Here is a 24344-nt window from a genome sequence, read left to right on the forward strand (position 1 = left end):
CTGCTATTTTTTGTGGACAAGTCATAAAATTTGCCGACACTAGATAACATCATCATGGCCGAACGTCATATGAATTACCGCCAAAGCGCCCTGGGTCTCATACGAGACCGCGGGATTGCGCGCGCACGCGACTTCAAGGCAGCGGGCATCCCGCTCGTGTATCTGAAGCGCCTAGCTGACGCTGGGGATATCGTCCGTCTCGGACGCGGCCTCTATCAAGACCCTGAGCGAGTCGGTGAAGACACCGCTCACGATCTCGCAGAAGCCGCACGCCTGGTACCGTACGGCGTCGTCAGCCTTGTAAGTGCGCTTCGCCATCATGAGCTGACGACTCAGCTGCCGCACGCCGTATGGATGACTATACCACATAAGGCGCGGACGCCGAATGCCCAGGGCCTGCGGCTCGAGATCGTTCGAGCGACCGGCGATGTCCTGACGGCGGGGGTCGAGCACATCCGGGTCGAAGGCGTCGATGTGCCGATCTATGGCGTCGCGAAAACAGTTGCCGATTGCTTCAAACATCGCCGCCACGTCGGCGAGGATGTCGCCATCGAAGCGCTCCGAGATGCTCTGCGGCAACAAAAGACCACGGCGAGTGAGCTCATGAAGTACGCAGGCATCGACAGGGTCACAGCCCGGATCGAGCCCTACATCAAGGCGATGCAATGATGGCCAAGGTCCTCAAGAACCCCGCGGTGTCAATCAGGGAGCGCCTGCTTCAACACACCAGGCAACATGGTGATGTCTATCAGCGAATCCTGACGCGTTACGCGATCGAACGCCTGCTCTTCCGTCTTAGTCTGACGGATGCGGCCGAGCACTATATGCTCAAGGGTGCGATGCTGTTCGTAACCTGGCCTGAACACGTCTTCAGGCCAACGGGTGATCTCGATCTGCTCGGCCACGGCGACCCCAAACTCGGCGCAATCGCTGCACTCTTCACGCGCATCTGCCAGGTCGAAGCGCCCGATGACGGCATCATCTTCGATCCGTCCACTCTCACCGTCGAACCGGTGCGTGAAGGTGACAAGTACCAGGGTGTTCGCCTGAGCGTGAAGGGAGTGCTCGCCAGGGCAGTAATCCCCGTTCAGGTTGATATTGGCTTTGGCGATCATGTCTATCCACCGCCGCAGCGAAGGATGTTCCCCTCTCTTCTGCCGAACCTTCCGGCGGCGAACATTCTCATGTACCCGCCCGAAACTGTGATCGCAGAGAAATTCGAAGCGATGATCCGCTTCGGGGCAGCGAATGGGCGGATCAAGGACTTCTACGACATTTGGGTCACGCTCCGCACATTCGGCTTCGAACTGCCCGAGCTGGTAGAGGCCGTCGGCGGTACGCTCCGGCGCCGAGAGACTGCTATCCCGACTGAGATGCCTGTGGGTTTGACCGAGGCGTTCGCGACTATCGCCGCCGAGCGGGGTCTCTGGACTGGCTTTCTTCGTCGGAATCCGCCGACCATTCAGCCGCCTTCTTTCCCAGAGCTTCAGATGGAATTGCGACGGTTTCTGGGCCCTGTGATCGCTGGTCTTGCCGTGCCAGAAGGGGCCAAGGGCCGATGGGGCCCTGATGACGGGTCGTGGAGTTAGGGCCGTCGCGCTTCCAACCGGGTCCGTTTCAACGCGCATTGGCAATGGATTTCACTAGCGCTGCTGAGGCGGCAGCGATCGTACCGCTCTGGTTCGCGATCGCCGTGTTGAGCTGTCGAACGGGACGCTCGTCGACTATTTGATGGAGACTGACATTTCCGTCGCCTTGTCCCACTCCTACAGCGACGTCTGAGGCGACCGGAAGCCACATCTCCACGGCCGGATCGTTGAGGTCCGCGCGATCGTGCGCAGTCAGTTTCACGACCGGTCGGCTCCCGATGATGAAGCTCTTTTTTGGCTGCATAATGCGCAGCGCGCCGCTCGAGCACCCGCATCACCTCCGCGCTTGGCTCTCCGAGGGATGAATTCGAACGTTGCACAGTGTTCGTGCCTTGGCTTAGGTGTCGCCAGGGCTTCGATTTCATCAAAGCGGTGAGGCGCGGCCTCACGAAGCTCGTCGAGTATATCCTCGACCATCCGCAATTCATCGGCTTCGGTGAGGTTCGCGCGTTGGGTCTCCGGAGTCCGGCGCCACTGACTCAGAAAAAACATGTGTCAGAGGTGCTTCTGCTCGGGTGAGAGGATAGGGACCTGTCCCTCCTGGCTACGCCGTTATCAATAGTCGCCGTTATAGTAAAGGTCATCGCAAGGTGCGATGTAAATTCGGCCGTAGCGATCCTGGTAGCGGCAGAGCTGATCCTTGCGACACTGCGCAGTGGTGGCGGAGCCGACGACTGCTCCGAGCAGCGCGCCGCCGGCCGCGCCGATGACGGTGCTCTTCGTGTTCCCGCCAATGGCCTGGCCGACCAGCGCGCCACTGGCACCGCCGAGCAGAGCGGCCGTGGCTGCCCGCTGCTGTCCTTCCGTCTGCGTTTCGCAGCCTGCCAGGGCTGCCGTCATTAGGACGGCCAAAACCGCTTTCTTGAGTATCATCTAAGGAAACTCCTTGAGGCCCCGCGGGCCGTTGGAACAATCCATCCGATGTAAACTGTCGGGATGTCCGTAACCTGACGGCAGGCAGAAGCTGGCCATATATTGCAAACTCTCATCGCTGGGGGCACGAGAAGCTATGGGTAAAGAACCAAGCGTTCCGAAGGCCTCCGCATTCAAACCGGGAACCCGGGGGCGCGGTACGTACGCATGTCAACCGACCTGCCGACCTATCCTGTTGCGATGCTATCGCTGCATATGCCGACATGATGCTCTATGACATCATCGCCACGGCGCCTGGCTGACCACGAGAGATCGAGCTAGGTGCCGCAGCGGACGTTCGTCATTGCCAGCATCCCGCGGCGATGTCGGTGGGAAATCTGCTGAAAGCCGGAGTTCTCGCGCGGGGTTATCAATGGCTTTTTTTGCTGTCAGCTCAGGAGAATGGATGAAGGAAGATCTTAGGGTGGAAGTTCGCCTGGCAGAGCATCGGAACACAATCGACAATATCGACTCCGCGATCATCCACATGCTCGCTGAGCGATTTCGCTGCACGGAGGAGGTCGGCTTCCTCAAAGCCCAACATGGCTACTTGGCCCAAGATAGCACGCGTGAGGCCGCACAGACCAAGCGCTTGCGTGACCTCGCTCTGAGCGCGGGTCTTGAGCCAGAGCTGGCCGAAGCTTATCTCCGATTTGTCGTTGCCCATTCAGTCCGTCGACATGAGGCGATAGCAAGTCTGGTAGCGCATGGTGTGAAGCGGTGACGTGTTGGACCGGCCTATTTGATGCTTGTTGCAACGGGATGCCTACGCAAGGACTCGCATAGAGCCCGTGAGTACGACACGAGCATGGAAAGCACCCTGAGCAGCATTGTGAGAAGTACGACAATGTTGGACATCCGACATAGCTGTTTCGACGGACCCATCGTATTCAAGCCGTTTCTCCCTTGGCACGACTATTGCTGTGTGACTCGCAACGCGACCGACCGACAACGATCGCGCGAAGGAAGTCAGGATCGCAAGGGCTCTCTCCTAAGCGTGATCCGCAGGTTGAATCGGGCCTGCGCAATCGATCCGGCGCGAGCGTTTGAAGCTTGGGTCGCCTCGTAGCGAGAACCGAAATATGCCGGCGAGATCGGCGATGAAACGAAAACGATCAGCCAGGAGAACGGGCGTTCGAGAAGTTCGGAAATTCAAGCAGCCGACCGATTGCGGACCGGATCAAGCTAGAATCGGTATTGGTGCCTTTATGACGTGCGGGCATGGGAGTTCTCCCACCCGCACCATGCCCATCCAAGCGGTTGTTGTCGCTATAGTGATGAGATTGAGATGAGCGACGATACAAAGCACCTGCTTGCGGAAGGGCTAGACTTTTGCGTCCGGGCCAGAGCGATGGATGGAATAGATCGTCGCAAAGCGGCCTTGGGCGCTTCGACAGTATCGGAAGAGTGGCAAGCAAGCGGCCAGTTCGATCTCACCGCCAAGCGCCACCGTGCCTCTGTGGGTTCAAGACCAATACGAGAAGGACTTGGCTGACTGGGAGCGGCGGGCGCGGGGCTCATCTGATGAGCTTGGCCTAACGCCGCTTCGGCTCAAACGTCTCAATCCGACACCGAACGCCATCCGCTTCAATTAGATAGGAGATCGGCATGAACCGCGAAGCGCATATCGACCGACCGCGACCCACTCCCTTTCAGGGTGTGGCGCAGTTGGTAGCGTGCCGCACTTGGAATGCGGAAGTCGCCGATTCGAGTCCGGCCGCCCTGACCACCTCCCGAACGAGACGACGGCAATAGCCTTTCGCGCCGACGTAGCTCGGTGGTCGAGCAGCATCCTTGTAAGCTGAAGGCCGGAGGTTCGACTCCGCCCCGCTGGCACCAATCCCCTGAAAGAGGCGTGAACATGCGGCAGTCCCATCCATTGGAATCGCGCGCTCGTGAGTTGTGCGCAATGGCCGGTATCGATCCAGACAGCCGCGTCGCCGACGGGCGCGGCATGCCCGCCTGGTGCACGTACCGTGATGCCGCTCGCCAAGAGCAAGTGCTTAAGGAAGCCAGCGAAGTCGAGTTGCCGCCACAGGCAACCGAATATCAGAACTCTCCGTTGAGGGTTTTTGGAGAGCACGACGAAGGCACGCTTGCGCAGATGCGCAACTGCATGGCGGTCGGCAATGTCGTGGCCGGCACGATCTGCGCAGATGGTCACCTTGGCTATGCGCAGCCGGTCGGCGGCGTGATCGCCTATGAAGGCCAGATCAGTATTTCCGGCGTCGGCTTCGATATCGGCTGCGGCAATATGGCAATCAGGCTGGATACCCCGTTCGCTGCCATCCAGGATCGCGTTCCGGCGATCATCAGGGACGTGGCCCGCATTATCTCCTTCGGGATCGGTCGCACCAACGATGAGCGTGTGGAGCATGAATTGCTGGACGACGCCGAGGCATGGCGCATGTCGGATCGTGAAGATTATCGGAGCAAGGCCGCCACTCAGCTCGGCACGGTCGGATCGGGCAACCATTATGTTGACCTGATGCGCGATGAAGAGGGCTTTGTCTGGGTCGGCGTGCACTTCGGCTCGCGCGGACTCGGCCACTCTAGCGCGACGAAGTACCTGAAGGCTGCCGGCGGCAAGGATGGGATGAACGGTCCGCCTGCCGTGATCAATGAGGATAGCGAGATCGGGCAGCGCTACATCGCCGCAATGGAACTGGCCGGCAGGTATGCCTACGCGGGCCGGGAATGGGTCTGTGAGCGCGTCCGCAAGATCATTGGCGGCAATGTGACCGACGGCGTGCACAACCACCACAACTACGCTTGGCGTGAGCGGCACGGCGACCGCGATCTGTGGGTGGTCCGCAAGGGCGCGACGCCGGCTTTCCCCGGCCAGCGCGGCTTCGTCGGCGGCTCTATGGGTGACGATGCCGTGATCATCGAAGGCGTCGATGGCGACGAGGCGCGCTCCTCTCTCTATTCGACTGTGCACGGCGCCGGCCGTTTGTTCGGACGCAAGGAGGCCAAGCGCCGGTTCCAGCGGGATGAGATGGAGCGTTGGCTACAAGAACGCGGCGTCGTGCTGATTGGAGCCGATCTTGACGAAAGCCCGATGGCCTATCGCCGGCTGCCGGAAGTGCTCGCCCATCATTCCGCCTCGATCAAGGTGCTCCACACGCTGCGGCCGGTCGCCGTAGCGATGGCAGGGGCCAATGAGTTCGATCCATTCAAGGACTAGCTGTGAGCTTTCGGGAGGTTGTCCATTCGGACCGGACCGAGGAGACTGGAGTTACCAGGCTTCAGCACTCGCCGGAGGGTCCGAATGAACATTCACAAGAATGCCCGTCTAACGCCGCTGCGTCGAGAGGAGATGGCGCTGTCGGTGATAGAGGGCGGTTTTTCCAAGGCCCATGCGGCGCGCGTCTATGGCGTGTCGGCCAAGATCGTGGCGCGCTGGATCGAGCGCTATAAGGCCGAAGGTCGGGCCGGCACGGTCGACCGTTCCTCGCGGCCCGCCCATATGCCACAGGCCACCACTGCGTCGATCGCCGAACGCATCGTGGCGCTGCGGCGGCAACGTTGGACCGGCAAACACATCGCCCATGAAGTCGGCGTCTCGCCCGCTACCGTCAGTCGGGTTCTCAAGCGTGCCGGACTGTCGCGGTTGAGGGATATCGAACCGGCCGAACCGGTTCGCCGCTACGAGCGCGAGCATCCCGGCGAGATGATCCACATCGACATCAAGAAGCTCGGCCGTTTCGAGCGCATCGGTCATCGCATTACCGGCAAACGTACCGGCAATGCCAGCTCCCGCGGCAGCAGTTGGGAGTTCGTCCATGTCTGCATCGACGACGCCTCCCGTATCGCCTTCTCGCAAATATTGCCCGACGAGCGCAAGGAAAGCGCCATCGCCTTCCTCAAGGCGGCGGTGGCCTACTACGCCAGCCTCGGCGTCACGATAGCCCGCGTCATGAGCGACAACGGCTCCTGCTACAGATCGAAGGCCTTCGCCAAGACCTGCCGCGATCTCGGCCTCAAGCACATCACGACAAGGCCCTATACGCCCAAGACCAATGGCAAGGCCGAGCGCTTCATCCAGACGGCGCTGCGCGAATGGGCCTATGCCATCGCCTATCCGACTTCAGATCACCGCGCCGCAGAGTTGCCGGTCTGGCTGCATCGCTACAATTGGCACCGTCCCCACGGAAGCCTAAAGTCCAAAACACCTATCAGTCGCCTCGCTCTAACCGAGGACAACCTATTGAGGCTCCACAACTAGCTAGCGTGTTCGACCGGTGGCGCGCTGAGCCCACATACCGCCCGGCCAATTGAGTGGGCACAGCGCACGAAGGTGAATGCCGCCCCGTTGCGGATCTCCGTGAGAGCTGACGATCCTCGGGTAAACGTGCCCGACCAATGGGCCCTCGCGAAGGCACTACTTTTTGGCGCAACCTCAGCCTACTTTCCGTCGCCGGGTGTTTGCTCCCGGACGTATTTCACTAAAGCAGGCTCGTGAGCGCCCCACGAAGCCCTTTATCGGTTGGCATGCAACCGCCGTGCTGAACGTTCGCCAGGAGCGGCCGGATCGTCATAATCCGCAGCCCCACCGGCATGCTTTGCGAAATGACGCTACCTCCATTCAGGCCAACCTGCTCTCCAAGCGGATGGCGAAGTGCGTATCCGGGACCTGATACTATTCTACATTTCTGAGGAGACCGCGCGGCGGGATATCAAACAGCTCGAGCAGGACGGCTTGGTCGTGCGCGTCCATGGTGGGGCCGCCGCCACCCAGCAGCCTTAAGCTGTTGATTGTGCCGAACAAGCTTTCTTGCTGGCGCGTACCGCCCATCGTTGCAGATGATGTGCTGTCTTGGCAGCGTGAAATGCCGCCTTTGCGATCGCTGCACGTCGTGTTGGAGGCAGGACATGGCTGGGCCAGAATTGGCGCTAAGCAAATCCCGCCGGATATCCAGTCAACTGTCTTCAAGAGTGCCGTTGGTCCGCCACAGGTGTGGCGGATTACCATCCGATCGAGCGCCCTGGCTACGCCGTTATCAATAGTTGCCGCTATAGTATCGGGCATCGCAACGTGCGATGTAAATTCGGCCGTAGCGATCCTGGTAGCGGCAGAACTGATCCTCGCGACGCTGCGGAGTGGTGGCGGAGCCGACGACTGCTCCGAGCAGCGCGCCGCCGGCCGCGCCGATGACGGTGCTCTTCGTGTTGCCGCCAATGGCCTGGCCGGCCAGCGCGCCACCGGCACCGCCGAGCAGAGCGCCCGTGGTTGCCCGCTGCTGTCCTTCCGTCTGCGTTTCGCAGCCTGCCAGGGCTGCCGTCATCAGGACGGCCAAAACCGCTTTCTTGAGAATCATCTAAGGAAACTCCTTTAGGCCGCGCGGGCCGTTGGAACAATCCATCCGATATAAACTGTCGGGATGTCCGTAACCTGACGGCAGGCAGAAGCTGGCCATATATTGCAGACTGACATCGCTGGGGGCTGGGGGCACGAGAAGCTATGGGTAAAGAACCGTTCCGAAGGCCTCCGCACTTAAACCGGCCCGGGGGCGCGGTACGTACGCCTGTCAACCGACCTGCCGACCTATTCTATTGCGAACCAGAAAGATGCCATCGCTGCATATCCCGACATGATGCGCTATGACATCGTCGCCACCCCGTCTGACCGACACTCAATTGGCCTCCGCGCGCCGCTCCTCCACATCACGCCACATGTACTTCACCTTTGCCGCCTGGGTGCGGAGGGCAATGTTGTTCTCGGCCATCACGGTGCGGACATTGAAGGGGCGCCATCGAACGGCAACGCCCGACTGTTTCGCCATAGCGTCAATGCGCATCACCGACAGATACGCGTAGCCGCTCCCGAAGAAATAGAAGAAGTCGATCTGCTTCATTTCCACCGCCTCCGCGGCCGCACCCAAGTCGGCAACAAACCTATTCCTCAGTCGGTGCTGTTAAGGCTGCACATGCGTATGCGCCATGACCCGTCGGCCTGTCGCTCGAAGACGTCGACCGACGTACCGTTGCCGACCTCCAGGCCCTCGGTATACGTTGCCAGGCACCAGGCCAGGTCACCGGATCTGTCCGAATGTATCACTTTCATTTTCTTGTCGGTCGCCTCGCTGTGCCCGTTCGTCCAGGTTGCGTGGAGAGCTTCGATCGCGTCTCGGCCTCTAGCCGGAGGCGCGTAGGGCGAATGCAATTCAGCATCGGCCGTAAACATCGCGCCGCATGCTTTGGCGTCGCCGACACGATAGGCAGCCACATAGGCATTCAAGAAAACCTGCAGTTCCTCGTGGATCGACATCGGCGGCGACACATCAGCTATTTCTGATACGATTCCTGTACTTTGGAACTTCAGCCCGACCGTTTATCCAGAAAGCCCGCCAAGCGCACTGAGGACGCTATCCGCGCGGTCTAGGTCTTGATCCGAAGGAACTTTCCGGCGGGTTCGCGGCCAACCTGGCAGTGCGCCAATCCTTAAGCCAAAGCGACTTCGTTCTTCTTGCGAGTAACTCGTCGTGCTCACCACCATCAGCGAGCGCACCGCCGCGCTTCGCAGCAATCGTGTAATCAGCCCTGTTCGTTCGATAGTCTTCTTTTTGCACGGACATCGCCCTCTCCCAGTTCGCCGCCTCTCTCCTTTTTTTGCCTGAGGGCCGAATTAACTGCCGGTGTATCGCACAAGTCCACCAATTGAGGATTGTATTAAAATGATACACCCGCGTAGGCGACAACCGGGGCTACGCGCGTAGCTGCCCGACGGAGGTTGGGCGCTTCCTTGCTTTCGGCTGGCGCCGCAAATCCGTTAAATGCATTCTCGCTAAAGTTCACGGAACCGATTGCGGTCGGACGGTTTGACTCCCGGTCCGAGGAGCAACGGGTGCAGGAGTCGGACCGAAGACCGGCTGTCGTTCATCAAGTTTCAATTGCCGACGCTGGTGGAGAAAGCCCCGAGGACGGCAGCTGGCTTCACGAGATCAAATACGACGGCCGACCCAACTCATCCCTGAAGATGGAGCAGCGCGAGCGTTCACACGCCAGGGTTACGATTGGTCGCACCGATACAAGAGGATTGGTCATACCGCAGCCAGCCTATGGCTAATATATCGCCGCGGCTGCATGCTGCCTCCGACGAGCGTCTCAAGCCCCGAAACGATCAGAAAATACCGCACAGAGAGTTGCCTCGCTGGCATTGCGCAACATATTGCGCCACGGATTTTGGCTGCCACATCATCCGCAATGGCATGCGCGTTACTGTGTCCAAGAAGCTGAGTTTGCGAGCATTCTGCCAGCTCGATAGCGTCGCGAACGCGTCCGATCCTTTGATAATTGATTTCAAGGGACACACCTACCAAGGGGGCTGGATCAGGCAACAGCGGATTGCCGATGCGCAGCAGTCAGGGACAAGGGTGCTCGATGGTTGGCGGCCCGCCTTCGTACAACGTCGGCTCAAGTATCAAATCACTTAATTCCGGTATTGCTTTCTGTTGTAACGTGCGTTCCACGCGATCTTGGCATGTAAGGGGGGAGGAGAAGAAGAGGCAGTTTCCGGCAGCGCGGCCAAGGTCAGAGATTTGCTTGTAGATTGGAAGACGCTGTTTGTGCGGCCATTCTATTCGAGTTCGTGGATGGTAGTCCGTGGCACTACTGCCTTAGCGATTTCGCATAGATGCTTGTGATGCGTTAGATAGATCACCTGCCCCATGCCCGCCATTTCGCCGAAAAGCCTGAACACTTCCTCGGATCGGATATGGTCGAACGTCTCCATGACGTCGTCCGCAACAAATGGCACCGACTGTCGGAATTGTGCGAATTCGTAGTATCCAGCGAGTCTCAGGGCCAGATAGAGCTGAAAGCGTGCGCCTTTTGACAGCGCATCGGCGACTTTGGATTGGCCGTCGCGCTGCATTGCGATCAGAACCTCGCCACCTTTTACAGGCTGGGTTGTGAGGCCCGAATACTGACCTCGCGTTATTAGCTTGAACGCGTCCGAAGCACGCGCCATCATTCCTGAACGGTGGCGCTCACGGTATGCGCGCAAAGCATTTCCTGCTGACATGATGCCGAGCTTCAACTCAATATAGCGAACCGCGCTATCTTCGATTTCCAGCAGGATGGTTCGACGTTCGGCTTCGAGCCGAGCGACGGCGCTGTCGCCTCCAATCTCATCAATCTTGTCTGCCGCACGCGTTCGTCGGATGAGCTGCTGTTGGAGAGCGCCGTCGAGCTGCTGGAGCCTCTGCTCGCCTTGTCCCTTTTCGATCACCAGGCCGTCGAAGTCGATCTCGTCAAGGACCGAGCGGGCATGTTCAAACTTCTCCAATGAAAGTTCCGCCGCCACGCGATCCTCTAGCTCGGCTACGTTGGTGCGCAGCCGATCCCTCTCCCGCAGTAACTCGTCGCGCTGAGCCACGTCGGTCAAGGTTTCGACGCCGAATGCGATCAGCACCTCATTCTTTCGGTGCTTATGGATCGAAGTCTCATTGTCGAGGACACTGCGCTCGCCCTTTAAGCGTTCGAGATCGGCCAAAAGGCCTGCCTTCGTGTCACGGGCCCTTTCAGCGCGATCAAGGCGGTCGCCGAGGCGAACTGCCAGTTGCTCCGCCTCTCCGTCCTTCATTGCCTCCGCGACATCTGCCGCAATAGCGCTGCCTTCACTGAGGAAATCGGCTCTGTCATCTTCCATTTTGTCGATGCGCAGTTGGAGGGCGTCTCGCTCTTGCACGCTTTTGGCAAGATTACCCAACTGTTCGAGCACTGTGCTTAAGGCGGAAGCGGATACGCCACTCTCGAGCCAAGTTCCCTTGAGCGTGTCGGCGATCGCGGCGAGCCACTCGTCCTCGCGCCGCTCGGCCATGGCGAGAGCACGACGTCTGACAGTAAGATCCTCCTCTCTGCCAGTGACGGTTCTTAGTGCTTCAGCGTATTCTGCGTCTAACTTGCGCTGCCGATCCAGAAACAATTCCGCGAGGGCCATAACGGCTTCCAGCGTGTCATCCGGCGTCGACGTTATTCCGACGCTCGTCAACGCCCTAATCAGTTCCAGTCGGATCTGCTCGCCTGCTTCGGCAGCCCGCTCCGCCTTCTTGCGAGAAAGCTCGATCTGCCCCCATGCAGCGAGTGCATCAGCGCGTACCTCAATTCGATCTTGCAAGCGATCTACCAGGCGCTCTAGCGACGGCTCGATCGCGTCTCCTAGCAACTGACCGCTGGCCTGACGGACCTCTGCCAATTTGGCATCCCGGTCGAGGCCAAGTTGTGCGTGCTGTTGACGCAAGCGAGACAGATCCGCCAAAGCTTCGGCAAGCGCCCTGGTGGTTGCGCGCATCTCTGCCAAATCCGACGCGTTCGCCAAGCGACCTGTGCCGACACCATCGTCTAGCGCTAGTGCTATGGCAAAGTCATCAGCTGTTTCGCTGGTCAGCGCCGCCTTATGGGTCGCCCAAGCTGTGTCACGGGCGCGCCGACTTGCTACCGCAGCTTCGTCGTCTGCCACATCGATGGACGCCCGAAATGCATCCAGGCGTGCCGAGTGTCTCATGGAGTTGCTCTCACATTCCCCAAGGCGTTCGGCGAGCACCGAGCTGGCTCTGGCTAAATCTGTTGCCGCCATCTTCCAGGAAGCAATCTGCCCCGCGCTCGGAATTGCAATGCTCATGAGCGCGCTCGCATCGCCGGCCCACGGTCGCAGCTGAGCCCGCAACTCCTCCAAGCGGATTTTCCCCGTATCTTCCTCCTCGCGGGCCGCCGCAATTTCCGCCAGATGGCTGCTGGCGCGGGCTTTCGACAACGCTGAACCGAGCTTGGCTCTGACGGATTCGGGCACAGCTCTTTCTTCGCCGACTCGCTGTCGAGCCGATTGGAGCGCATCGACCGCAGCCGCAGTTTCATTATGAGCAGCACTTACCGCGGTGGCGATGCCAGATCGCTGCTCAATCATTGTTCGCAAGATGCCCACCGTCGCTGCGGGCAAAAGTAGCTGCGCAGGGTTCTGTTCAGAAGTCCGCCCCAACGCGCTTAGGCAAGTGGCGACGGCGTTGTCGAGGATTTGCAGCTGGACCTTGCGGGTGGGCAAATCTAAGCCTGCCGACGAATAGCGAACTTTGCTCCCTGCCAAGGTTCGGATGCGCTCGGAGACCCCTAAGATCAGCTCGTCCACGTTAGCGGACGCAATGCTTGCCACTAGACGTTCAACTTCGCCGACATTGCCGGCCAGACGCGTTCTCAGGCTCGCATCCTCATCGATCAGCTCGGCGATCGAGCCCGTCCAAGTGCGTGTTGGCGAAGCGGTTTTCGGTAACGCGTCTAATTGGGCGAGCTTCCGCCGAATATCAGCCAGCATCGGTCGCGCGCGCTCGAGCCGCGCAATCGCCTCGAGCCGCGCCGCCAATACCGCCCGTTCGCTGATTATGCCATCGTACTGTTGTGACGCGTCTCGACGCTCCGCCTCCAGCCCTTCGTAAGTCGAAGCCAGAGTGTCGATATCATCCTTCCGCGACTTCAGCTCAGCCAGGCGCTTTTTTAGCAGCGCGATGTCCGTGCCTTGGGCCTGCTTGCGATGCAGCGCGTCGGCCTCTGCTTCCAAGGCATTGAGCGTATCGCTTGCATGGCCAAGGCCCGCGCTGGCAGTGAACAACAGCTTGCCGAGATCACCGCGTGACTCCAGGATCGCCTTTCCACCAGCTTCCAGCGTCTCGTCATCCAACGAAAACATTGTCGTGTAGGCGTCGCGAGATAGGCCCGCCAGGTGTGCCGTGATCGCCATCTCGCTGACCGGCTTGCCAGTCGCGTCAAGGAGCGAATTGTTCCGCTGTTTAGTGCGCGTGAAAGCGTGTTCCACGCCCGCCAACTCGAGCACACCGCCTAGCCGCATGGCGCTGTATTCGTGAATGAAGTTGTATTTGCTGCGCTCCTCAATGCCGAACAAGAGGTCGAGAAAGCCAGAAAGAGCGGTCGATTTGCCGGCCTCATTGAGGCCGAACACGATATGCAGATCCGGCCCGGAGGTGGGCTTCGGTCCGAAGTCGACTGTCCGATCGGTGAACTTCCCATACCGAACAAGATCAAGACGTCGCAATCTCATGAAGAGGCACCAGCCTTGAGACGCGCGGTGACCTGATCAATGCCCCTGGCGAGGGCTCTATCAAGGAAAAGGTCGAGGTCAGCTTCGCTCTTGCCAGCAAAGTCGCGGCCTTCCGCCGGAAGTTCGGCAACCGTCTTCTGAATGAAAGCTCTCGCCTCGGCGCGGAACGCCTCCGACCTGGCGTCGCTGCGCATCGACGCGGCGAGTTCATAAATCGGATCAGCTGCATCCTCGACCGTTTCGGCCATAGGCGAAACGACGCCAAGATCGAGCTTTTCGATCCACGTGCCCCCCAGTTGCCCGGCCACCTGTTGAGCTTCGGCAAGGAGGAGGTCCCTGTCACGAATGAGTTGCCATGACAACGTTGACGCACCGGTCAAATTGACTCGAGCCAGAACGTGCCTCGATCGAACATTGGATCGCAGCTGTTCAAGTGCGACGCGGACGCGCGTGACAACCTCGGACCATTCAACTGTTTCCGTAAGATCGACGCTGAGCCGTTCGAATTGCGCGACGCTGGTCAGCCTCTCCTCGATCTCGATCGAACCGTCATCACCTATCGTCACAAGCGTTGCCGACTTCTCACCGGCCTCATTGATATCCCTGCCCTGCGGAATACCCGGCATCACGACAGTGGCGCGTGTCCCTGGATAGACTTGGCGGACATGGATGTGCCCGAGCGCCCAGTAGTCGAAACTATGACTGTGCAAGTCGGCCACGCTGCAGGGAGCGTACACGTCGTGACCGGGCGAGCCGGCTAGGCTGGTGTGCATGATACCGACATTGACCGCGCCTTCACGAGCTATTGGGTACTTCGGCAACAGGCTGTCTGGCGCTTTGGAATGGGTAAAACTCAGGCCATGAAACACGACATCCCGACCAACCGAGGTCTGCAATACCGATTGGGCGCGGCCGCCGAAAATGGTCACGCTATCCGGAAACACCAGCTGTTTAGAGATGCGCGAGAGGGCATCATGGTTGCCGCGGATCTTGAAGACTCTAATTCCTGCTTGGTGTAGCCGGCCGATCTGTGTCGCGACGAACCGGGCAGTCTTCATCGAAGTTTGATCGCCATCATAAAGGTCGCCAGCAATGACCAGCGCATCCACGCGTTCCTCGAGACACAAATCCACTATGGAAACGAAGGCTTGGCGGCTGGCATCACCCACGAGCTCCGCGAGCTCGAGATTTCGCAGCGCAAGCGACCGCAGCGGTGAATCCAGATGGATGTCGGCGGTGTGAACAAATCGAAACGCCATTCAGCCTCCAACCAAGGACAGACCTCGTCCCAGGTTCGTCAGATCTAGCGAGGGCAGCCGCCCCCGCCTTGTCGGTGACGTCTCACTGACCGTATGCGCCGTCGATCAGCAATCCGTCTTGGTTTCGCAACAATCCGTTCGCGACGGCACCGGCAACCGCCGTCGAAATCAATTGCCTCAATTGAGCGCTTGTGGCTTTGAAGCCCAACATCCTCGAAACGCTCGTTGCGATTTCGTCCTCCGTCGCGCCGAGATTGGATCTCACCACGTCGATTGCTCCTTCAGCAACTTCCTCCGACGAGATCATTTCAGGCTTGCGCAATCCAGGGGACATCACACCACTACGGTCTCGCAGCCGGATAGAGGCGCCAGGCTTGAAGCAGAAGGCGCCTCGCCTTGAAACTGCGCCCCGGCTTTCAGCGATTGTGAGGCCACGTTCGATTGCGCTTTGGATCCTCCCACCGGCCCGCTGCAAACCCCATGCATCACGGATACGCGACACTACCTCGTCGACATGGATCGGTGCCTCCGCAGCCACAACTTGCTCGATTAGCCCCGCTAAGATCGCGGTGGGCGTCTCATGAAGCTCAACTTGCGCAGGTCTCTGAACTATGGCTTCCGCGTAGGCTCGATCAGGTGCAGCGGCTCCGTTCGTCGTTTCCAAGCCAATTTCAGTGACGTTACCGCGGTCAACCGTCACGACCTGGACGGCTGCGGCTCGGGTTCTCTGGTTTCCCAACTCCGCACGTTCAGCGAGGTCTCTCGTTGCGGCCTCGATCGCAGCCACAGTCCGCTCAAGCTGTTCTCGTGGACGCTGGAACCAGTCAGCGCTCCAGATGCGATGAATGATCCAGCCATGGTCTTCGAGCACAGCCTGGCGCAGCCGATCCCGATCCCTGGCGGAGCGCGAGGAATGATACTCAGCACCGTCGCATTCGATGCCCAGCAGATAGCGCCCTGGCCGCTCCGGATCAGCGACGGCCAGATCGATGAAGAAGCCTGCGATGCCCACCTGTGCATGGACCTGAAAGCCTCGCTCAATCAATGCATTGGCTACCTGTTCTTCAAAGATTGAATCCATCTCCCGGGTCGTCGTCTGCGCGAGCGAGATGCGTCCAGTCCTCGCGTAGTGCAAAAAGAGCTTGAAGGCGAAAACCCCCTTCCCCTTTCCGCGCTCGAGGTCGATATCCTCATCTGTTATCGACGCGTAAACCTCACAGGCACGCTTGGCCCGGCTTATGAGGACGTTGAGGCGACGCTCGCCGCCTTCCGAACCGAGTGGGCCGAAGCGCATGGCCATGTAGCCCTGGGCGTTCTTGGCATACCCCACCGAGATCATGATCACGTCCCGCTCGTCGCCTTGAACGTTCTCCAGGTTCTTGACGAAAAACGGCTCACTCGGATGGGCGTGGAAGAAGTCTTCCGTATCGGGATTCAGCCGCCGCAAGGCTTCGAGCTCATCTTGGATGGCACGACGCTGGCTAACGGAAAAAGTGGCAACGCCCAGAGTCTCTTGCGGATTCGACTTCGCGTGACGGATGATCGCTTCCGCTACGGCCCGCGCCTCGATGGGGTTCGTTCCGGTACCACCTGAATCGAACACTCCGTCAGGCACATGATGGAACCGCAGCCCCATGCCGGCCTCCTGGGTATAAGGGCTCGGCACGATGAACAGCCGGTTCTCGTAGAACTGGCTGTTCGATACGGCGATCAGCGATTGATGTCGGCTGCGGTAGTGCCAGCGAAGCATGCGCTGCGGCAAGCCACGGGCCGTGAAAAGCCCGAGGATACTTTCGATGTCAGCGACCTGCGCACCCTCGCCGTCGTCATCTTCAGATTGCGAGCCGGTCATCTTCGCGAAGAATGTCGTCGGGGGCAGTTGGCGTTCATCGCCAACGACGACCACCTGGTTCGCCCTGGCAATTGCGCCGAGCGCATCCACCGGCTGAATCTGAGACGCTTCGTCCATAACCAGGAGGTCGAACGACATACGACCGGGCGACAAGAACTGCGCCACCGAAAGTGGGCTCATCATGAACACTGGCTTGAGCGCTTGGACAGCAGGCCCTGCCCTCAGCATCAACTGCCGAATAGGCATATGGCCTCGTCTGCGCGCCATCTCAGATCGAAGCAATCCGACTGGCCCCGCTCCGCCATCTCTTGAAGGGATCTTGCGATGATGCGCGGTCACGACCTCGATGGCGCTAGCCTTGATCCTTTGTCGGTCCAAATCAGCAAAGTCGCGAACAGCTCTGGAATGGAGCTCACCGTCAAACCTCCCGAGCTCTGGCTCCATATTGGCCATCGCCGTCAGCATTCTCTCGTAATAGGCCATGTCGAAGACCGATCGCGCCGATGCGGTCGGAACTTGGCCGTTGGCCAGGCCGTCTATCAACTGCCCTAGTCCGGCCTTTCGAGCATTGTCCGATCGTTCTTCGTAGGCGACCCATTTCGAGAGCTGTTCCTGATGCCCGACCCAGCCCTCCAATCGAGCAATCAACTCGGCAATCATGATATCCGAGAAATCGCCTACTCCGAAAAGAGACGAAGCATCTGCTTTCAAATCCTCCGCAAGCGCCTTCAATTGCAGTGCCGCGGCCTGCGTCGCTTCTCGAGTAGAACGAGCTGAGTTCGCGATCTCGACTCTGTCAGGCAAACGGGCGACTAGATGTCGGAGTGCGCTATTGCTTTTCAACCAAAGCTCGGCCTGCGTAAGCGCGGCCCAGTTGGATCCTCGCCCGAGCCATGACGAACCGAATGCGGAAATGCCAAGACCTTGAGCGGCATCGATCTCTTGAGCGAGCTTTTGTAACGCGCCCAGTCGCCGGACGAGCTCCACCCGGTCGGATAACTGATCAGGCACGCTGGCCAGAACGTCTCGAGACGCTTCGTCCGCTTGTGCCACGGAACGCGCCTTCACTTCCATCAGCTTCAGTGAAGCCCTTTCGGCGGAAGCCACATCACCCAGCATGGACGGCGCAAGGTGGCCGAGATCGTTCCAGAAACCCTCGATCAGCGGTCGGCCGATATCGATCACCTTGCGAACTCGTAGCGCCCGCGCCCCCGCTTCGGAGCGTTCTGCCATCCGTCCGGCAATAATTCGAGGTTCCGAGCCAAGTCCCCTCAGCGTGCGCATCCATTCCACTAGCGCTAAGAGCGGTGCCGAAGATGATCTCTCCCCCCGCCAATCTGCTCCGAAGGCGGAACGACCAAAGGCGTCGCCATCACGAACCCTTGCGGCCGCGCCCTGCCCCTTCATCAGCAGGTCCAGGAGACGCACTATCTCTGTCGACGGCGCGTTAGGATCGACCAGAAGGGATCGCACAAGTGCTTTGGCGCGACGGTAGTCGCCGCTCAATGCCTTCAACAGCCCGGTATGAGTGGCGAGGGCCTGCCTTGTCGGGGCTGCGTCCGTCTTCCAGGCAGCATCGACAACCCTCCCTTTCAGTTCCGCTTGGATCGCTTCAAGGGCCGCGACGCTCTCGGCAAGCTCAGCCGCTTGTTCGAGTCCGGAGTCCCAGACGGTCGCAGCAAACGCTTGGGGGCTTGCGTCGGGAGCAGCCGCAACTCTCTCCCCCGTCACGATTAGTCTAACGAGCCCTGCCAGCGTGTCCGGCACAGCCGCCGACCCCAGCTCTTGGTTCAACCGCTCCGCTTCATCCCGCAATCGTGGGAGCAGAACGGTCAAGTGGTGTGCGCGAACAAAGCCGTCTTTCGCAAATTCCGATGGCAGCTTTGCAAGCTCTGTCTCAAGATCTTCAATTGGGGTGTCGATCGCCGTCGCCGCCAAATGCTGCGAAACGTCCTCGAATTTGCGGGCGAAATCCGATCCTGTCCAAAGAAGCGACGAGATCTGCTTAGGCTGGTCATCCCATACCGGCGAGACCAACGCCTCGGCGGGAAGCTCTGGTGCGGACGCGAGAAGTTCCGCGCGATCTTCAATGTCGCCGCTGTCGCTGAGAATTTGCGGGGGCTCGGCTTCTATCCGCGCGGCGATGTCGATCAGTTTGGCCTGCACGGCCTTCGCTTGATGCAGCAACGACCCGATGCGCGGGACGAGCCGCTCGACGGTGGTTGGCAGAACGACATCCAAGCCAACACCTCTCCAGGGATGGTGGATCGGCAATCCGATTTCGTTGATGCGTTGAGAAACCTCGTCAAGCAGCTTCCGGCGTGCCGAAACGCCATCACTCGTCCAATCGGTGGCACCTTCAAGTTCGATATCTACGGGTTTTTGCCCGTTCTGCCTGAGGCGGGTCATCTGGCCGAAAACTTGGTAGGGCGTCAGGGCGGATGCACCTAAAGGGACATGCATCCGGTCGGCATGAGCATTGAGCTTATTGCGCGCCTGCAACAGTTGGTCGGGGAGCGCAGACGGGAATTGTCCTTGAGGCGACCCAAGCTGCCAAGTACGACGCAGCTCCTCCAGCATCATGCGCTTGTTCGCCTTGTTGCTATGGAGCTCCAGGCAGGCATCCCCTACCCCGGCATTGTCGAGGCGACGCTTCACGACCTCCAGCGCGGCCATTTTTTCGGCCACGAAAAGCACGGTCTTTCCGTCCGCAACGGCTGACGCGATAACATTTGCAATCGTCTGCGATTTTCCTGTGCCGGGCGGACCTTGGATCACAAGGTCGCGACCCCTCCTGACATCATGGATCGCGAGCGTCTGGGAACTGTCGCTGTCGACGATATGCAACATCTCCGCAGGCGCAATGTGCGGATCAATCGCGATATCGTCAGACATCAGCGGTTCGCGTGCTTCAAAACCATCCGAAAGAAGCGAGCGGACCTTCGCTTGTTCGATGATTTTGGAACCCTCGGGCCAGATCTCGGGATCAAGATCTCGGTACATTAAGAACTTCGCGAACGAGAAGAAGCCTAGCACCATGTCGTCCCGGAGCACTTCCCAACCCTCTTTTGTTGAGACTGCCTCGGCTACGGCATCGAGATACTTTGCGGCGTCGAAGTCATCTCCCGCATCGAAGGTCGGCATCGCGAGCTTGTGCATGCGATCGAGATAGAGCTCGAGAGAGAGGTTTGCGCTCTGATCCTCCGGTCTGCCGCGTAGCCGGAACTTTTCCCCAGCCGTACCCCGATCGAGGCGGACCGGCACCAAAATGAGCGGAGCTTGACGGATGTTTTCCTTGTTATTCGGGTCAATCCACTTCAGCATCCCAAGAGCCAGAAAGAGGATGTTGACGCCCTGCTCCTCTTCTAGCGTTCTCGCATCATGGTAGAGATCGAGCAGCCTGCGTTGCAAACCGGTTGGGGTCATGCGAGTCTGAAGCTTGGTGTCGGAATGTCGGGAGGACACACCCCTATCATCCACCTCGTCGTCTTCGGGCTGAGCAAGGGAAATCGGAGAGTAGTCGATCTCGTCATCCGCAGTGGCACTCTCTTGACCAGCCTTTGGTCTATCCGGCTTACCGGCGAGGAAGGTAAAGGCCTTACCTTCGTTTACCAGCAACCGATAAATCTCGGATGACCGCTCATCGACGACGTCGATCGTTTTAGCGCTTTTGGAAAAACGCGGCACGTTTAAGAGTCGGTTGCGCGCGGAAAGGTCGAGCAGCTCCATCCTGGCGCGCTCGAGCTTCTCCCTTAGCGGTATATCGCTTTGGAAGACTGACTTTTCGGATTCTGACAATTATGCCCCCTCGCCCAAAGCCGACCTTAGATCCTGCGCAACGGCAGCCGCAACAAAAAAAGCTATCCGGATTTCGATAATACTGTTGGCGCGGACGGGTCCGCAGCATTGTGAAATGGGATACGTCGGTTACTTGATTTGAGCCATGCCTCAACTCTGTGGCCAGAAGGCCGCGCCGCCCTGAGGCGACGTGCGCCGCTGAAGCCAGGCAGATCTTGTCACAGCGATCGCGATCTCACCCGCCATTTTCGGAATGTCGGCTCCTGGGAACGACCCAAAATGGCCACGAAGACCGATACCAAGCGCAAAGCTGCCATGTCATAGAAGACAAATGCGTTTGGCGAGTGGCTTGACCGGCGAACCGCCTCTTTAACGGTCGACAGAGGCATGGACGCGACCACGACGCGTCATGCGGTCCAAGTGTAGTTGCGCCGCGGGACAAACATGCGGATTCAGCCGCTTGGATGGCTTTCATGGCGCCTTCTTCCCGACTTCGTTCTTACGCACTTTTCCGTCTTCGTAGGAAACCACAGCTCCCGTTGGCGGCCCCAGCACTTCATATCGGAGAGGTTTGCCGAGCACGCTCGGGACCCAATCCAGGAGTTTCATAAGATTGGTAGCGTAGGAACACTTCCGCTCGGCCTGGGCCTCGCCGATATAGATTGCGAAAACACCTGGAAGCTGTGCAATCGTGGTAAGTGGTGCGCCTGAGCAGCAAGCGCCTCCAATTTCACTGACTTCGTAGAAATTATCGCCTACATATATGCTGAGGTTGGGATTAGGCGAATAGTGAAGTTTTCTGCGAACATATCCACGAGAGTACACTGGAGAGGGATTGAACGGCAAACCGCCTTCCAACGGACCGTGGTGTACGACCTCCTTTGCAATAACATCAGGATAAGCCCACATATTGTACTCAGAGCCTGGAAATGGCTCCTGGGGCGCAAATATAATGGGCGAGGTCACTTTCTCAGGAAGGTCGACCTTAATGATGCCGACATCTTCCGTAGGGTGAATTTCCACTTCGGTGATAGCACAAGCGTCCCATCCTTCCGGGTCTGGGTAAAAACACTCTGCCTTTCGTCCCCCCGATCTGCTGAATGACATGCGCAGCCGTGAGCGCGTAGCCCTTACTTCCAATCAGAAAACAGGTACCGTTTAGCTCGGCTGTTTTATAGTCAGGTTCGCCCTCTGGCGTGACATTTAGCGTGCAGACTGGCAAGACAAATTGTCTTGTATTGTTACTTGCTTGGAACATCATGTTATACTCCTCGACGCGACGAGAGGTTCGCGATTCTCGATGGATGGTCGGACGTGACGGACTCAAGTTTAGCGTTGTCGTATTGATGTCCGCTTACCAGAAGGCACATAATGTTGCTCTACGACCGATATGCTTAAGGGTTTCGGGTGCCGTCAGGCGTACGAAAGTCTCCTCATGCAGGAACCCGCGGGCCGCAACGATTGCCTATGGGGATTTGTGCCTCGGGGTGTGCCAGCGCCTATCGCGAACTTCCGCATAGGATGCGGTGGGGATGTCGTGGGAGCCGCTTCCAGGCCAGATCGCAGAGCCTGTAGCGTTGATTCCAGCGGCATTGGTATGCGTGACGACCGGCGCCACGGCAACGTGCACATAACATCCCGTTGACCGGCGCCGGCGTGGCGCGGTCGTACGAGCAACTTGGCCATGCCGGGTCATGGGGCGTTCTCCCGGTTCGGCGCTCTTGAGGCAGGCGGTGCACGAGGCTGGCACCACCGTTCGAACCTCTCGATGACGACCATGCGCCCGCCGCAGCAAGGGCAAGGCGGGCGGACGTCAGCCGGCTCTTCCGGAGTGTCGTCTTCGGGTGGCGGAGCGACGTCCAGCAGTTCGCGCGCGACTGCGAGGCTAGCCTTGCGGGCGGAGCTGGCGAGCAGCCCATAGTGACGGATGCGGTGGAACCCACGCGGCAGGACATGGAGCAGGAAGCGGCGGATGAACTCGTCGGCTGCAAGCGTCATGGCGCGCTGGCGCTCGGCACCATCGCGGCGATAGTCCTTGTAGCGGAAGGTGACTCCAGCCTCGTCGAAGGCGATCAGGTAGGCGAGCACCGCTTGGGGTCCGGCGAAGGGCGGCTTGGCATAGACCACCCAGCGCTTGCTGTGAACACGCTTCAGATGACGCAGGAAGGCCCGACGACCGATCAGGTGCGCCGCCGATCCGAAGAAGGTAAGCCGACCGGCGTCGTGCAGCGCGTCCAGCCGGGTCAGGAACAGGCGGCGGAACAGCTTGCCCAATACTCTGACGGGGAGAAGGAAGGCCGGCCGCGACGATATCCAGCGTGACCCGTCCGGCGCGATGCCGCCGCCCGGCACGATCATGTGGACATGGGGATGGTGGGTCATTGCCGAGCCCCATGTGTGGAGCACGGCGGTGATGCCGATGCGCGCGCCGAGGTGCTTGGGATCCGCCGCGATCGTCAGCATCGTCTCCGATGCCGCCTTGAACAGCAGTTCATAGACCAGCGCCTTGTTGTGGAACGCGATGACGGCGACCTCGGCAGGCAGCGTGAACACGACGTGGAAGTATCCGACTGGCAGCAGGTCGGCTTCGCGCTCGGCGAGCCATCTACGGGCGGCCGCGCCCTGACACCTGGGACAGTGCCGGTTGCGACAGCTGCTGTTGTAGGCGATCCGCCATTGGCCGCAGTCCTCACAGGCTTCGACATGACCACCCAACGCAGCGGTGCGGCAGTGTTCGATCGCCGACATGACCTTGAGCTGCTGCAGGCTCAGATGCCCTGCATGGGTCGCCCGGTAGGCAGGCCCCGCAGCACGGAAGATATCGGCGACCTCCAGGTCCGCGCGCACCGTTCAGCCGGGAGGCGTCTTGCCTTCCATCAGCGCCATCAGCCGGTCGAGCGGCCCTGCGACCGCGTGGATCGTCCGGGTCGAGACCTTGGTGTAGAGCGCGGTGGTATCGAGCTTGCTGTGCCCGAGCAGCACCTGGATGGCACGGATGTCGACATCCTGCTCAAGTAGGTGGGTGGCGAAGCTGTGACGCAGCGTGTGCGGACTGACGCGCTTGCGGATGCCGGCGACTTCGGCTGCTTCCTGGACCGCGCGATGCAGTTGCCGCGACGAGATCGGCGCCGTGCAGCCGCGCCCCGGGAACAGCCAGCCATGGGGGAGCATCACCCCCAGCCGCTTGCCTTCGTGCCACCACAGCCGCAGCAGTTCCAGTAGCTGCGGCGAGAGCATGGCGTTGCGGTCCCTGCGTCCCTTGCCCTGTTCGACGCGGATCAGCATGCGTGTCGAGTCGATGTCGTCGACCTTGAGGTGCGCGACCTCGGACACGCGCAGGCCCGCGCCATAGGCGACACCGAGCGCGGCCTTGTACTTGATGCCTGGCGCTGCCTCGAGCAGCCGCGCCGCTTCCTCAACGCTCAGCACATCGGGCAGCTTGTGCGGATAGCGCATGATCACCAGCACACGTGCCAGATCCCGCCGCTTCAGCGTCACCAGGAACAGGAACCGCAACGCCGAGACCGCGCCGTTGATGGTCGCAGGCCCAACGCCGTTCTCATGCTGATACAACTGGAAGCGACGGATGTCCTCGGGCGTCGCAGTATCGGGAGAGCGTCTGAGAAAGGCTGCGAAGCGTCGGATATGACGAACGTAGTCCTGCTGCGTATGTGCTCCCAGGTCCCGCATCAGCATGTCTTGCTGCATGCGCTGGCGAAGCGGTGTGATCGGAGCGTCGGTCGACAGGGTAGCCATGGCAAGTTCCTCTCGTTGAAGGGAACTCCATGGTCGGATCGCGGGCTCTACCCGCTCAAGGCCTATGA

Annotated in this window: 18 protein-coding genes and 1 tRNA gene; 8 read left to right on the forward strand and 11 right to left on the reverse strand. The window is 59.7% G+C overall.

The window, feature by feature from the left end; genetic code table 11:
• The first annotated feature begins 54 nt into the window (after nt 1-54).
• Together C7I87_RS06190 and C7I87_RS06195 are read left to right on the forward strand one after the other, a co-directional pair.
• Complete coding sequence (locus C7I87_RS06190; RefSeq protein WP_246696204.1) at nt 55-669, forward strand: type IV toxin-antitoxin system AbiEi family antitoxin domain-containing protein; 615 nt, start codon at nt 55-57, stop codon at nt 667-669.
• Nucleotides 666-1589 carry a nucleotidyl transferase AbiEii/AbiGii toxin family protein gene (locus tag C7I87_RS06195; protein WP_149903379.1) on the forward strand — a complete coding sequence of 308 codons (924 nt, stop codon included), beginning with the start codon at nt 666-668 and terminating at the stop codon, nt 1587-1589. The genes C7I87_RS06190 and C7I87_RS06195 overlap by 4 nt, the downstream gene beginning before the upstream one ends.
• Nucleotides 1590-1617: 28 nt before the next feature.
• Here C7I87_RS06195 and C7I87_RS06200 read toward each other — a convergent pair whose 3' ends face one another.
• On the reverse strand, nt 1618-1851 hold the full coding sequence (locus C7I87_RS06200; protein WP_149903380.1) for a hypothetical protein: 234 nt from the start codon (nt 1849-1851) through the stop codon (nt 1618-1620).
• 353 nt (nt 1852-2204) lie between these two features.
• Entirely contained in the window at nt 2205-2522 is a 318-nt protein-coding gene (locus C7I87_RS06205; protein WP_149903381.1) for a YMGG-like glycine zipper-containing protein, read from the reverse strand.
• Nucleotides 2523-2967: 445 nt separating this feature from the next.
• Between C7I87_RS06205 and C7I87_RS06210 the strand changes: the two genes are divergently transcribed.
• From C7I87_RS06210 to C7I87_RS06230, 5 genes are all read left to right on the forward strand, one after another.
• A complete protein-coding gene (locus C7I87_RS06210; RefSeq protein ID WP_149903382.1) occupies nt 2968-3285 on the forward strand; it encodes a chorismate mutase in 318 nt (105 codons plus the stop codon).
• A 929-nt stretch (nt 3286-4214) separates the two neighbouring features.
• Nucleotides 4215-4290 (forward strand) — tRNA-Pro (locus tag C7I87_RS06215).
• A gap of 180 nt (nt 4291-4470) precedes the next feature.
• Nucleotides 4471-5748: an RtcB family protein gene (locus tag C7I87_RS06220; protein ID WP_246696205.1), complete on the forward strand. Its 1278-nt coding sequence runs from the start codon at nt 4471-4473 to the stop codon at nt 5746-5748.
• An 84-nt stretch (nt 5749-5832) separates the two neighbouring features.
• A complete protein-coding gene (locus C7I87_RS06225; RefSeq protein ID WP_149903383.1) occupies nt 5833-6789 on the forward strand; it encodes an IS481 family transposase in 957 nt (318 codons plus the stop codon).
• A 393-nt stretch (nt 6790-7182) separates the two neighbouring features.
• Nucleotides 7183-7311 carry a DeoR family transcriptional regulator gene (locus C7I87_RS06230; protein WP_246696206.1) on the forward strand — a complete coding sequence of 43 codons (129 nt, stop codon included), beginning with the start codon at nt 7183-7185 and terminating at the stop codon, nt 7309-7311.
• Between the two features lie 253 nt (nt 7312-7564).
• Here the strand turns inward: C7I87_RS06230 and C7I87_RS06235 are convergent, their stop codons facing one another.
• The 3 genes from C7I87_RS06235 to C7I87_RS06245 form a co-directional block, all read right to left on the reverse strand.
• Entirely contained in the window at nt 7565-7882 is a 318-nt protein-coding gene (locus C7I87_RS06235) for a YMGG-like glycine zipper-containing protein (RefSeq protein ID WP_149903384.1), read from the reverse strand.
• A gap of 315 nt (nt 7883-8197) precedes the next feature.
• Nucleotides 8198-8419 (reverse strand): DsbA family protein, encoded by a 222-nt coding sequence (locus C7I87_RS06240; protein WP_149903385.1) that lies wholly within the window; start codon nt 8417-8419, stop codon nt 8198-8200.
• 47 nt (nt 8420-8466) lie between these two features.
• Entirely contained in the window at nt 8467-8832 is a 366-nt protein-coding gene (locus C7I87_RS06245) for a YybH family protein (protein ID WP_149903386.1), read from the reverse strand.
• A gap of 790 nt (nt 8833-9622) precedes the next feature.
• Between C7I87_RS06245 and C7I87_RS35135 the strand changes: the two genes are divergently transcribed.
• Nucleotides 9623-9997, forward strand: coding sequence for a hypothetical protein (locus C7I87_RS35135; RefSeq protein ID WP_188393753.1), 375 nt, complete (start codon nt 9623-9625; stop codon nt 9995-9997).
• A 143-nt stretch (nt 9998-10140) separates the two neighbouring features.
• Here C7I87_RS35135 and C7I87_RS06260 read toward each other — a convergent pair whose 3' ends face one another.
• The 6 genes from C7I87_RS06260 to C7I87_RS06285 all read right to left on the reverse strand — a co-directional run bounded on the left by C7I87_RS06260 (nt 10141) and on the right by C7I87_RS06285 (nt 24276).
• Nucleotides 10141-13611, reverse strand: coding sequence for an AAA family ATPase (locus tag C7I87_RS06260; protein WP_149903388.1), 3471 nt, complete (start codon nt 13609-13611; stop codon nt 10141-10143).
• Nucleotides 13608-14870 (reverse strand): metallophosphoesterase family protein, encoded by a 1263-nt coding sequence (locus C7I87_RS06265; protein ID WP_149903389.1) that lies wholly within the window; start codon nt 14868-14870, stop codon nt 13608-13610. The genes C7I87_RS06260 and C7I87_RS06265 overlap by 4 nt, the downstream gene beginning before the upstream one ends.
• An 82-nt stretch (nt 14871-14952) precedes the next feature.
• On the reverse strand, nt 14953-20520 hold the full coding sequence (locus C7I87_RS06270; protein WP_149903390.1) for a DUF3320 domain-containing protein: 5568 nt from the start codon (nt 20518-20520) through the stop codon (nt 14953-14955).
• 471 nt (nt 20521-20991) lie between these two features.
• A complete protein-coding gene (locus tag C7I87_RS06275; RefSeq protein WP_149903391.1) occupies nt 20992-21627 on the reverse strand; it encodes a hypothetical protein in 636 nt (211 codons plus the stop codon).
• Between the two features lie 585 nt (nt 21628-22212).
• Entirely contained in the window at nt 22213-23367 is a 1155-nt protein-coding gene (locus C7I87_RS06280) for an IS91 family transposase (protein WP_149903392.1), read from the reverse strand.
• A 3-nt stretch (nt 23368-23370) separates the two neighbouring features.
• On the reverse strand, nt 23371-24276 hold the full coding sequence (locus C7I87_RS06285; protein WP_149903393.1) for a tyrosine-type recombinase/integrase: 906 nt from the start codon (nt 24274-24276) through the stop codon (nt 23371-23373).
• Nucleotides 24277-24344 lie beyond the last annotated feature (68 nt).

The organism is Mesorhizobium sp. SARCC-RB16n (genome assembly GCF_008520305.1).
Lineage (GTDB): Bacteria > Pseudomonadota > Alphaproteobacteria > Rhizobiales > Rhizobiaceae > Mesorhizobium.